At 69.8% G+C, this 12,291-nt stretch carries 9 protein-coding genes; 2 read left to right on the forward strand and 7 right to left on the reverse strand.

The features are described from left to right. Positions 1-92: 92 nt before the first annotated feature. Positions 93-755, reverse strand: a complete 663-nt coding sequence (locus tag HW130_RS09460; RefSeq protein WP_177149010.1) for a hypothetical protein — start codon at positions 753-755, stop codon at positions 93-95. 295 nt (positions 756-1,050) lie between these two features. On the opposite strand from HW130_RS09460, the gene HW130_RS09465 reads away from it, so the two are divergent. Further along, entirely contained in the window at positions 1,051-2,382 is a 1,332-nt protein-coding gene (locus HW130_RS09465) for a histidinol-phosphate transaminase (protein ID WP_177149011.1), read from the forward strand. 65 nt (positions 2,383-2,447) lie between these two features. On the opposite strand, the gene HW130_RS09470 is transcribed toward HW130_RS09465, so the two are convergent. From HW130_RS09470 to HW130_RS09500, 5 genes are all read right to left on the reverse strand, one after another. Next, the gene (locus HW130_RS09470) at positions 2,448-3,740 is read right to left on the reverse strand and encodes an acetyl-CoA carboxylase biotin carboxylase subunit family protein (protein WP_177149012.1); all 1,293 of its coding nucleotides are present in this window, start codon (positions 3,738-3,740) and stop codon (positions 2,448-2,450) included. After that, positions 3,737-5,083, reverse strand: coding sequence for an MFS transporter (locus HW130_RS09475; RefSeq protein ID WP_177149013.1), 1,347 nt, complete (start codon positions 5,081-5,083; stop codon positions 3,737-3,739). Before HW130_RS09475 ends, HW130_RS09470 begins: the two co-directional genes overlap by 4 nt. An 85-nt stretch (positions 5,084-5,168) precedes the next feature. Further along, the gene (locus tag HW130_RS36700) at positions 5,169-6,812 is read right to left on the reverse strand and encodes an amino acid--tRNA ligase-related protein (RefSeq protein ID WP_218183328.1); all 1,644 of its coding nucleotides are present in this window, start codon (positions 6,810-6,812) and stop codon (positions 5,169-5,171) included. 1,042 nt (positions 6,813-7,854) lie between these two features. Beyond that, the gene (locus HW130_RS09495; protein WP_177149014.1) at positions 7,855-8,082 is read right to left on the reverse strand and encodes a hypothetical protein; all 228 of its coding nucleotides are present in this window, start codon (positions 8,080-8,082) and stop codon (positions 7,855-7,857) included. Between the two features lie 62 nt (positions 8,083-8,144). Beyond that, positions 8,145-9,104, reverse strand: a complete 960-nt coding sequence (locus HW130_RS09500) for a serine protease (RefSeq protein ID WP_177149015.1) — start codon at positions 9,102-9,104, stop codon at positions 8,145-8,147. A gap of 999 nt (positions 9,105-10,103) precedes the next feature. Here HW130_RS09500 and HW130_RS09505 point away from each other — a divergent pair. Beyond that, entirely contained in the window at positions 10,104-11,180 is a 1,077-nt protein-coding gene (locus HW130_RS09505; RefSeq protein ID WP_177149016.1) for a selina-4(15),7(11)-diene synthase, read from the forward strand. 465 nt (positions 11,181-11,645) lie between these two features. Here HW130_RS09505 and HW130_RS09510 read toward each other — a convergent pair whose 3' ends face one another. After that, complete coding sequence (locus HW130_RS09510; protein ID WP_177149017.1) at positions 11,646-12,206, reverse strand: NAD(P)H-dependent oxidoreductase; 561 nt, start codon at positions 12,204-12,206, stop codon at positions 11,646-11,648. Between the last annotated feature and the right edge of the window lie 85 nt (positions 12,207-12,291).

Raw genomic sequence — 12,291 nt, forward strand, 5'->3', positions numbered from 1 at the left:
CGAGTCACTGCCAATATCTGTCCGGTGGAAATGTAGTGGGATGGGCTCTGAGCCCTGGGGCGAGGGTGGCGGGGTCGCGTTCGGGCAGCAGGTCAAGGACCTGGTGGGTTTCGGCGTCGATCACGACGGTGCCGTATCGGCATGTCCACCGCACGGGCCAGGGCGGCGGTGACGGGGACGGCGTGGTCGGGGAGACGGACGGCTGCCCAATCGGCGGCCAGCTGGAGGAAGTCGGCCAGATCGCGCTGGGCGCCCGCGAGCAGGTGGCGCAGTTCGGTGACGGACACGTCGATCACCGGACTGTCGTCCCGCTCCGCGTCGACGGTCAGCCGGACGACATCGCCGACGCGTTCGGCGAGCGGGCTCGGGTCGTGGCCGAGCCAGCCGGAGCCGCCGTCACCGTCGAGGACGTCGAACCATTCGCGCCAGTCCTCGAGGCCGCTGCAGCAACCCGGTACCAGGGTGGCCCCGACGGCGGTGTCGGTGATGCGCAGGCCACCCGGCGCGAAGAGGGGGTCCATGGTGAGCAGCCCGTGCAGAAAGCTTCCGAGCGGGTCGCCGGGGCGCGGCGGGCGGTCGTCGTGCTCCGGATCGATGTCGTTGCACGCGGCGATACGCATCACCGCCGTACCGACCTGGGCCGAGTCGAGTGCAGCGTTCAGCGGCAGGAAGCCGTACGGCTCGGAGTCGGCCACCGGCCAGAGGTCGAAACCGGCGGGTGCGTACGTCTCCAGGACGGGCTGCAAGGCGATCACCCGGGGAGTGTGCGGCACGTCCCGACCGGACCGCATCCGGATTTCGGTCGGCTCCCGTGGCCATCTTGGCCTGCGCAGCTGACGGCGGCAGTCGGCGGTGGCGGCCGGCGGCAGCTCGCGGGCCGCCGCCGTCCCCGCGGACGTGCCCGACCGCACCCGGGACGGCGCCCCCGGGTGAGCCCGCATCGGCAAACGGCCCGCAGCAGGCCCGGAGTTGAACGCCGGGGCCGGGGTGGACGTACCTGTGGGCGGCCGTGCGATCCGTGCGGCCGACCACAGGCAGGGGAGGCACGTCTTGGCCGGCAGCAACGTCACCGCGCTGTTCCGCGCGTCCACAGCGCACAGCCCGTCCTACTTCTCCCTGAACAGGGCGGGCGGCGGCGCCGAAGGGATCCTCGACTTCTGCATCCCCTGCAACCCGTACTTCCCCACACCCGCCATGTTCGACGAACTCGGCCGGGGACTGCGCGAGATCCTCACCTACTACCCGAGCAGCGCCGACACCATCATCGGCGAGCTCTGCCGGCTGCTGGGCCTCAACCCGCAGACCGTCGCCATGGGCAACGGCTCCACCGAACTGATCACGTGGATCGACCACCTGCTGGTGCGTGAGTCCCTGGCCGTGCCCGTACCGACCTTCGGCCGCTGGACCGACCAGCCGATGGAGACCGGCAAGCGTGTCGACATGCTGCTCCTGCCGGAGGCACGCGGGTTCGCCCTCGATCCCGCCTCCTTCGTGCAGTTCGTCCGGAGCAGAGGCTCGCGCGCCGCCGTCGTCTGCAACCCGAACAACCCCGACGGCGGAATGCTGTCCAAGCAGCAGGTCCTGTCCCTCCTCGACCAGCTGCAGGACCTGGACCTGGTCGTCGTCGACGAGTCGTTCCTCGAATTCGCCGAGGGAGGCCAGGAGGCGAGCGTCGCCGCCGAGGCCGTGCTGCGGCCCAATGTGATCGTGCTGCGCAGCCTCGGCAAGAACTTCGGCCTGCACGGAGTGCGCTTCGGCTACCTGGTGGCCAACCCGGCCGTCGCCACGCGCGTCCGGGACGCCCTGCCGAAGTGGAACCTCAACTCCTTGGCGGAGACCGTGGTGTTCATGCTGGCCGAGCACCGCGAGGAGTACGAGCAGAGCCTGCGCCAGGTGTGCCGCGACCGGCAGGAGATGATCTCGCGGCTCTCCCAGGTGCCGGGCCTGACCGTCTACCCGTCCCAGGGCAACTTCGTCTACGTCCGCCTGCCCGAAGGCGCGGACGGACAGGTCCTGCGGGACCGGCTGCTCGCGGAACACGGCGTCCTGGTCCGCGAATGCGGCAACAAGCTCGGCAGCTCCAGCCGGTTCGTACGCCTCGTCGTGCGCCCCGACCCCGATGTGGTGCGGCTCGTCTCGGCGATGGAACTGGTGCTGTACGGACAGCAGACCCCCGTCCAGGCGCCCGCGCCCCGGCCGGAGCCGGTGCGTCCGATGCTCGCGCAGGCCGGCCCGCTCGCCCTCGCCCAGCAGCCCCTCGCCGCCGCCCAGGGCCTCGTCCCTGCCGACGGAGGCGGCCGGCCCGCCGTGCAGGCCGGAGCCGTGGCGGCGGGCTACACCTCCGGCACCGCCGCCGTCGACCGCCTGATCGCCCCGAACTGACCACCCCGGGGAGCCGGAGAGGCCCGCCGTCCGGTCCGGACGGCGGGCCCCGGGCGCACCGAGCCCTACGCGTAGGTGAACGGCTGGTACTCGGCCAGCAGCCTGAAGTCCCGGTACAGTGCGTCGAAGTCACGGTTCCACACCAGGAACGTGCCGCCCACCGTCACCAGGTCCGAGGTGCCGTCGACCCGGTCGCCGGGGCGAACCGTCCACCGCATCTCGTACGAACTGTCGATCTTCGGCTCCAGCCTCTCGCCGACCACTCCGGCGCGCAGCGGCATGCACGCGTCGAAGCAGTACACCTGCTCGCCCTCCCACCGGCGGCTGCGGACACCGCTCTCGATGCCGAACGCGACGTTCACCAGGGCCTCGCCGTAGTGGCGCTGCATCGCGGCCAGACCCGACATGCCCTTGAAGCGCGCACCGACCTCCAGGAACACCAGCTCGTCGTCCCCGGTGAGGAACAGCTCCAGATGCGAGGCGCCGTCCGGCCTGCCCAGGGCGTCCAGGGCCTCTCCGGCGAAGGCGACCATGCGCGCCACGCGCGGGTCGTCGTCGAGCAGGTTGATGTCGGCGTTGACCCGGCCGCCGGCCACGTCCGCCGAGTTCACCAGGTACTCGGTGACACCGCCGAAGACGGTCTTCCCCGCCGCCGAGATGATGTTGACGCTGTAGATGCGGCCGTCGATGAACTCCTCGTACTCGTACGCCCGTCCCAGCTCTCCGTCCTCGGGAAGCGCCGCGAAGTCGTCGTAGCTCTCCACGGTGACGACGCCGATGGAGCCCGCGGAGTCGGTCGGCTTGAGCACGAACGGCATCCCGACCCGGCCGGTGATGTGGTCGAAGTGGGCGCGGACGCCCGCCCGGTGGCGCTTTGGCTCCCAGGAACCGAACGCCGGCGCGCGCACGCCCGCCGCCGCCACCCGCCGCTTCATCTCCAGCTTGTCGAGGAAGGGGATCACATCGGCGGGGTACGGCCCCGAGAGCCCGAGCCGCTCGCGGATCTCCGCCGCACCCAGCACGTTCTGCTCCAGATACGTGTGGACGGTCAGCCCGTCCCGGCTCGTGCCCCGCAGCAGCGCGGCGACGATCTCGGTCCCCGCGTCCACGTCGATCTGCGGGGTGAGGAGCGGCGACGGGTCGGCCTCCGCCGTCGGCACGACATGGACCTCGTCGAACCAGCCGCGCCACTCGTCGGTGAGGTGGGCGGCGTCGGGCGCGGAGAAGATCCCGACGAGCCGTACGGACTCCGGGTCCTCGAACAGGGCGGGGTCGAACGCCTCGAGGCCCCGGGTGCTGATGAACACGGCGGTGTGCGGTGCGGCGGCGTGCGCGGGAGCCGGGCCGGCGGCGGTCATGCCGTTTCCTCCTTCGTGGGACGCCCCACGGCCGGGGCGGTCACCGATACGAGCGGGCGAGCGGGCAGAGTGCCCGCGGGGCGGGAAGAGCCGGGCTCCGGGGAGCCGGGGGCGGTGCGCTGCCGGCGGCGCAGGGCGGCGTACTCCCAGCCCGCGACGAGCAGCACGATCACGGCCACGTCGATGCCGATGGCCCATTCGACACCGATGGTGTCCATGCCGAGCGAGAAGGCGAAGCCGGCCAGCGCCATGAGGCTGTAGTAGACCGCCGTCAGCAGCCCGACCACCGAGGACACCCGGCTGTCGGGGGAGTGGGCGATCAGCCGCTTGTACTGGTGGGCCCAGACGACCTCACCGGCGAAGACCAGCAGCACGAACACCGCGAGCGCAGGCCCGAGGCCGCCCCGCGCCAGTGGCAGCACCGCGTACATGACGGCCGCGAAGCCGACGAGGGCCACGGTGAGACGCGCCTGGAGGCGCTCCGGCACCATCCCGCGCCGGCTCAGGTACTGGTAGACGAAGACGCCCGCGAACACCGCGAGCCACTCGGCGGTGAAGAAGACCGCCATACCGGACGGGCCCATGCCGAACCAGAGTTCGGGCACCGCGGTGATCAGCACCTCGTACGTCGCCTGGAGCGCGGTGACCGCGAGAACGATGTAGAAGAAGGCGGAGGAGATCACGGGGCTGCGGGCGACGAGGACGGCGGCCGAGCGCAGGTTGGCGACGACGTTCTCCCTGACTCCGGCGCTCTCCCGCTGTGCCGCCTCGATGCGCGGCCGGTTGGGCCGCACCAGCGCGAACAGCGCGGCCGACAGCAGGAACGTCGCCACGTCCAGGAGCACGACCGTCCGCAGATCGACGAAGCGGAGGATGAAGCTGCCCACCGCTCCGGCCGCGGCGATGGCCAGGAAGAGACTGGAGTTGAAGACCGTCGAATAGGTGTCGGTCTGCTCCTCGTCGAAGAACTGCACCAGCGCCTTGACCCGGGCCGCGTTCACCGCGCTGCCCAGCAGGGCGCGGGCGAAGACCACGCCGATTGCGAGCGGGAACATCCGGGGCGACAGCGCGGTCAGGAACAGCAGGGTGACGGCGGCGGCCACCACGTTCAGCAGCACGAGGAGCCTGCGCGCGTCGGCACGGTCGATGTACCGGGTGGCGAGCAGGCCGACGAACAGGTTCGCGATCCAGTCGGCCGCGAAGACGGCCGACGCGAGCGTGGCGCTGCCGGTCTCGCCGTAGACGAACGCCACGTACGAGATCATCAGCAGCTTCGAGCCGAACAGCGAGACGAACGACGCGACGTAGGACAGAAGGAAGTTGCGGTTCAGGTAGACGCCCATGACACGGTCCTCGGTAGGCGTGCGGACGGGGCCCGCCGGCGTCGGCGCGCTGCGGGCCCCGCTGCTCACACAGCTGAAGCGGCGGTCACGGGCGGTGGACGCTCTCGGGCCACTTCTTGTCCTCGCCCACCCGCGACACCAGCGGGATGTCCCGGATGTCGTCGTGGTTGAGGACCCACATCAGGAACCGCTCGAGACCCATGCCGAAACCTGAGGTGCGCATGGGCAGTTCCTGCTTCATCTCGGCGTACCAGGCGTAGTCGCGCTCGGGCACCTGGTGCATCACCAGCGCCTTGCGGATCTGCTCGGCGTCGGAGTGGCGCTCACCGGAGCCGACGACCTCGCCCATGCCGAAGAACAGGTCCGCGTTGGCCGCGGTGCGCTGCTCCTCGTCTCCGAAGGCCTGGTAGAAGGGCACCGAGAGGTGGTCGAAGTGCGTGACCCACATGAACTCGTTGACCATCTCCATCAGTTTGTGCTCGCCCCGGCGGGTCAGCGTGCGCCAGGTGCCCTCGTCACGGACGCAGCCCTCCTCGCCCTCCAGCAGGGAGACGGCCTCCTCGAAGGTGATCCGCGGGAAGTGGCCCTTGTACTCGGCCATGCGGCTCAGGTGCGAGGTGTCGCCGGCGGCGGCCGCGATGCGGTCGCCGTACGCCTCGAGGGCGGCCCCGGCGAGCGCCTTGACGTAGCCCTCGACGTAGTCGATCAGCTCGTCTATGCCGCCGGGGATCTCCGCCTCGCTGTGGCTGTACTGGTTCAGGTGCGTCGTGTCCGGCTCCTCGCCGCGGAACGACGGCATGATGTTGTAGCAGCCGCCGGGGGCGAGGCGCATGCCGTACTCGAGCATGAACTGGTTGGAGTCCGGCAGGTACGTGTCGACCCCGTTCACCGTGACCGGTACGGGCTCGGAGTCGCTGCCGAGGCCGGTCGGGCACGTGATGGTGCGGACCGTCAGCGGGAGGTAGAGCGCCTTGAGTCCGCGCGACGTCGCATACTCGGCCGTCGTCCTGTGGATCAGATCCTGAAGATCGGCCACGAGTTTGTACCACGGCGAATTGAGAGCCTTCAGGAATTCGCCGGGCTCATTTCCCCACGCGTTCGGCGGCCGGACGGCCGCGGGCTTGACGGAGGAAGTGGTCGTGGTGTCCAGAATCGTCATGTTTCCACTCCAGTTCAGCGGTGATCGACGGTGATCAGCGAATGCATCGGTAGCGTTCAGGGCGACCGCTTCGATACGCGGCCGGGCGATCGAGACGTAATCCTCGGAATTCAGCGCGACGGAAAGGTCGAGCCGGGCCGCGTTGAAGAAGATCTCCTCCTGCCGCAGCAGTTCCGGATCCACCACCGCTTCGAGATCGGGGTGGAACGAGAACGGCGTGATCGAACCGCACACCGCTCCCGCCAGCTCCTCGGCGGTGTCCCGCTGCGCGAAGGAGACGTCCTTGCCCCCGTAGAGGCGCCGGATGCCCTCCAGGTCCACGAGCCGGTCGCCGGGGACGACGGCCAGGACGTACCGGCTGCTGCGCTTCGTGATCTTCACGCGGACGACAATGCATTTGGCAGCCTGGTTCAACGGGTGTCCGCGCAGTCGGCTCGCGACGTCCGTACGGCCCTCCGGTGCGTGGTGCAGCAGCCGGAATCGTGCTCCCTCGCTCTCGAGGAGTTCCAGAATTCGCCCGCACACCCCGGTGTCATTGTTGAGGTCGAGGAGTTCGGATGGCGGAGCCATGTGATTTCCCCCATCTGGCGCCTAGGCGACCAATTGTTTGGCCGCCGAGTACGCGAATGACGGTAGGCGGGAGGTCACTTGGCCGAGAACGCGTGCCGGGTGACTTCATCAGGTTTCCGGCGGCCGCCGGTCACGAGGCGGTGGAATCCCGGCCGCGCGGTATACCGCCGGCCCATGGTGGTTCGCCGGAAGCACCGGAGACGGTGACGGGTCACACGGAAAACGCGCCGGACGGATCCGATCGTGCCGACAGCGGGAACCGCGGGCCTGGCCCATCGGCACCGAAGCCCGGCAGCGGGCGCGCGCCGCGACGGTCGACCTGTGACGGTCGACCTGTGACGGCGCTTGCGGCGCCGAGCGCGCCGACGGCACCGGCGCCGGACTCGACGTAGTTCGGGGCCGGTGCGCAGGGGGCAGTAAGGCCTGTGGTGGTTGGTCTTCGGCATCCCCGCCGAGACCCAACCGCAGAGCAGGGTGCAAGAGCGCGTGGAGGCCTTCGGCGCGTCGGCATCTACGGCTTCGGAGCTTCCGCCCACATCACCGCCCAGCGGAACTCGGCGCTGCCTCGGCCGGGGACGCCCACACCCGGCCGCCGGAGCCGCTCGACTCGGCGATCCTCTTCGCCCCGGCGGGCGACCTCGTCCCCGTAGCCCTGGAGGCACTCGACAGCGGCGGGACACTGAGCATCCCGGGCATCCGCCTCACCGGTATCCCGCCGTTGGACTACGAACGGCATCTCTTCCGCGAACGCAGCGTGCGTCGCAGCGTCCCCGCCAACACCCGCCAGGACGGACGGGACCTCTTCGCCGCGGCGGCCGGCCACCGGCTCCCGGGCCACGGTGACCCCGTACGACTTCCAGGACGCCGACACTGCCCTGGACGACCTGCCGGCGGACCGGATCACCGGGGTAGCGGTGCTGCGCATGCCCGCCTGACTGCCGGCCACATACCCTGGCATGCCGAACGGGCGCGGGGGGCGCGGGTCCTGCCCGCACCACCTGCGCCCGTCATGGGCCCGCCCGACCGGTCCCGCTTGCCGTCCTCAGCCGTCTTCCGGCATGGGGGCGGGCCGGGCATCCTTCGTCCGTTCCGGCGTCCAGTAGTCCCGTACCTCCTCCGGGCTCTGTCGCACCTCGCTGCTGGTGGTCCCGGAGTCCGGCTGCGGCTCGGGGGGCGGCGCGGCCGTGGCGGTACGCCATGCGGCCACCGCCACAACTCCGGTGAGCAGGGCGGCGGCGATGCCCCATCGGCTCAAGCTACTGCGACGCATTGGACTGCTCCTCGCCAGGATGCCGGGGTGCCGGGGTGCCGGGGTGCCGGGCTGTCAGGTTGTCAGGTGACGCTGCCCTGGGCGTCGAACATCGCCTTGACGGCGTCGTCGAAGTACGAGCTGCGGTTCCAGCCGCCCGTGGCGAGGGTGCTCATCGCTCCGTTGACGTACCCCAGGCCGTTGGCGTCGTTGAACTCCCGCAGCCACGGCCCGCCACTCGATCCGCCGCCGAAGTCACACTGGAGTTCGATACGGCCGTCGCCCACCGCTCGCGTGGTGCCCTGGCATGCCCACTGGATCTGGCCGCCGTCGCGGTTGCCCGGGTAGCCCATGACGGTCATGGCCTGGGTGCGCGAGTAGTTCCAGCTCAGTCCGTGACCGCCGGTGACATTGACGACCTTGTTGCCGTTGAGCGGCCAGGTGGTCACCATCGCCACGTCCCGGCCGAGGTCACTGCTGCTGATCCAGCTGTTGAAGGTGCGGAACTGCTTGGCGGCGTAGGTGCCGAAGGGACGGGCACCGGACCGGAAGCGCGGCACATAGGTCCAGTTCGTCATCCAGGTGCCGCCGCTGCCCCCGTGCACACAGTGTCCGGCGGTGATCAGCATCTGCTTGGAGGCACTGTTGAGGGAACTGGCCGAACAGGTGTAGTTGAGGCCGTTGCTGGGATTCGTGAAGAACACCTTGCCCACCGCGGCGGATTCAGTGACCAGCGGCCGGACTGTGTCCGACCGTCCCTGGGCGGGCGGTGTCGATCCGGGCTTCCCGGTGGGGCCGGCCTTGCTCTGGGCGGCGCGCGGGGACCCGGCTATCCGGTCGAGGGAGATGGCTTTGCTCATCCGCTCGGGCGTCCAGTAGCGGGCCAGCGCGGCGGCGGTGGCCGCCGAGTCGACCGGCGCACCGCCGGCGAGCCGCGGAGTGGCGGCGGTGGTCGCGTTGCCGGCCGGGACGGCGGCGGAGCCCGGCTCGGCAGGGGCGGCGGGGCCCGCCACGGCGGGGCCCGCCCCGACCAATGCCAGCATGACGGCAGTGGCCAGCGGTAGAAGTGCCTGTCTGAGACTGCGCACGAGTGGTACCCCAAATGGTCGATGCGGACGCACATTGCTGCAGTTCTCCAGTCAATGTGCGGGGTCGAAGCGACCGTAGTTCTGGCAAGTGCCAGCGCGATAGTACGAAATGAGTCCCTCCGCTATTCACTTGTCATGCCGCGTATTCAGGTCAGTCCGGGTCCACCGCTTGCTTGCCGAATGCTTGTGTGCTGGAAGTTGACGGTGGAGCCTTGTGGTATCCGGCTGACCTGCTGGGATGTGAATGATGTGGCTCCAGGGGCTGGATGTGTTTTCTCTCCGAGGAAAACGACCACGTCGGCCGTCATCAACCCGCAGGTCATATCCTCGACGCTTGAGGATTTCTGGGTTACGTTGACGCATGAACCTGAATGCCGCCTCTTCCGGAAAGACCGACCGCCCGAATTTCCTTCATCGGCCCCTGGATATCGGACGGTTCAGCCGTCCCACCTGGTCGGCGGCTCGTGGGGCTTCTTCAGGGCGTACAGCGCATCGATGTCTCCCGCGTACGCCCCCGTGATCGCCCGCAGTTCTTGCAGCTGGCCGACGGTGGGCAGCTCTGCAGCCAGAGTGAGATGCGGTACCGGGTGAACAATGTGCGAAGCGCGATCTTCGGTCCGGCGCCCTCGGTGTCTGCCCTCGCGGCTGCGGCCTGCCGGGCCGCTCCCAGGCGTTGGGCTCGTTGAGGACGAAGGTCACTTGCGACAAGGCCATTGGTGTGCCTGATGCCCTCGGTCACCGGGTGCATCGTTCGGACCGTGCTCGTGGGTGAACAAGGGGAAGACTGGCGGGCCTTGTCCGTCCGCCTCTGGTGTGACCTCCTGCCACAGCGGCCCCCTTGGAGGGCTGACTCAGCATCAGTACCATGCGTGTTGATTACTTAACGTGAGATTCCGGCCATGATTCGTGTGCACGCGCCGTGCTCGCGTACTGATGAGCTGAAAGGGCAGCACGGTGACCTCACCCCTGGCGATTCCGCCGACGTACGCACCCATCCCGTCCGCCGTCCACCCGAGCCACGCCGCCATCGACGCACGGACCGCCGTCTGGGCCGATCAGTTCAACCTCGGGTCACAGGAATGGCGCAGCCGGCTCGTCACCCAGGACATCGGCGTCTTCGCCTCGCGGATCCTTCCCGAGGGCGAGGAGGAAGTCGTCGCCCTGCTCTCCGACTTCGTCATATGGCTGTTCGCCGTGGACGACGGCTACTGCGAGGAAGGCGACCTGGCCGACAAGCCCTACGAGCTGGCGGCAGCGCTCCACCGCCTCCTGCGCATAGCGCAGACCCCCCAGGCACCCATGCTCACCGACGATCCCCTGGCTGAAGGCCTGCGCGACCTGACGCTGCGGGTGTCGCGCTGGGGAACCGCCCTGCAGGCCGGACGGTGGGTGGACACCCTGCGCGAATACTTCTTCGCCGTGGTCTGGGAGGCGGAGCAGCGCGCCGCGAACCGGGTGCCCACCTTGAACGACTACGCGCTGATGCGCCTCTACGACGGCGCTACCTCCGTCGTGCAGCCGTTCCTGGAGATGGGCCAGGGATTCGAACTCCAGCCGCACGAGCGGGACAGCAGGGCGCTGCGGGCCGCCGCCGAGATGACCTCGTTCATCACGACGTGGGACAACGACATCTACTCGCACCACAAGGAGAGCCGCGGGACGGGCTACTACCTGAACGTCGTCCGCGTGCTGATGCACGAGTACGACCTGAACCCGGAAGCGGCCCTCACCATGGCCGTCGCCCAGCGCGACCGCGTCATGTGCCTGTTCCTGAGCCTGCGCGCGAAGCTGGAGGACGAGGGAAGCCCGCAGATGCGGCAGTACCTGCGTGGCCTCTCCTCCTTCATCCGGGCCACCCAGGACTGGAGCATCAGCTCCCTGCGCTACACCACGCCCGACGACCCGGCCCTGCTCCCCAGCGCGTTCACCGACAGGCCGACCGACGACAGCACCGACCCGCTGGACATCGCGTCGATCTCCTGGTGGTGGGACCTGGTGCCCGCCTCCCGAACGGACCCCCTGCGCGGATAGGCCCCGGCCACCGGACAGCCCTCCTCTTGCGATCCACCGCGGCGCCCGGCAGCACCACTGCCGGGCGCCGCTCGGCCGGGCGGAGCGGACCAGAGGGCCGCATCGACGTCCACGCCCGGACCGATCTGTTTTCGGCCACACCTGACGTCATCCATCCTGCCGGATGCCGAAGAGACGCGCGGCCGAGAACAACCGCCGGTCACGCGCTACGCACGCCCCGCCAGCAACGGCCGGATTTCGTGCACCGCCCGGGTAACGGTGGGGCGGCTGACTCGATGGAGGGCGGCGCCGGCGCCGGGTCGTCCGGCCCCATGGCCCGCACCCATACTCCGCGAGGCAACTCGTCGCTGCGCGCCGTGTCGGCGCCGCGGGCCTTGTTCGCGCGCCCTGCGGCCAATGCGGGGCGAGGCGCCGACCCGGCGGCACGCGCGGTACGAGCACCGCTGTGCCGCCGGGTCGTGGGCGTCAGGCCGCGGCGGGAGCGGCCTGGGCGGTCACCTGCTGGATGACCTCGGTCAGGGAGGCCACCACCTCGGCGTCGTCGGCCGGGTGCGTCGCGGCGAAGCGCGTCACGGAACCGGGGATGGACAGCTTGACGTCCTCCAGCACCGCGGCACCCGCGATACCGGCGGCCTTGCGGGCCTCGTCCTGCGCCCAGACACCGCCGTACTGGCCGAACGCGGTGCCGACGACGGCGACCGGACGGCCGGAGATGGCCCCGGCGCCGTACGGGCGGGACAGCCAGTCGATCGCGTTCTTCAGGACGGCCGGCATGGTGCCGTTGTACTCGGGCGAGAACAGCAGGAGCGCGTCGGCGCGGCCGGCGGCCTCGCGCAGCAGCGCGGCGGCGGCCGGTACGGCGCCCTCGACGTCGATGTCCTCGTTGTAGAAGGGCACGTCCGCGAGCCCCTCGAAGATCTCGATGTCGACCCCCTCGGGAGCGTGCTTGACGGCCGCCTCGGCGAGCTGACGGTTGTGCGAGCCGGCACGGAGGCTGCCGACCAGGGCGAGGATGCGAACGGACATGGGAACTCCTGAAGGCGCTGGGGAGAGTAAACCGGACCGAGGTCCGGTTACTGTTGTACCAGTTAACCGGACCGCGGTCCACTTC

The organism is Streptomyces sp. PKU-EA00015 (assembly GCF_013387495.1).
GTDB lineage: Bacteria > Actinomycetota > Actinomycetes > Streptomycetales > Streptomycetaceae > Streptomyces.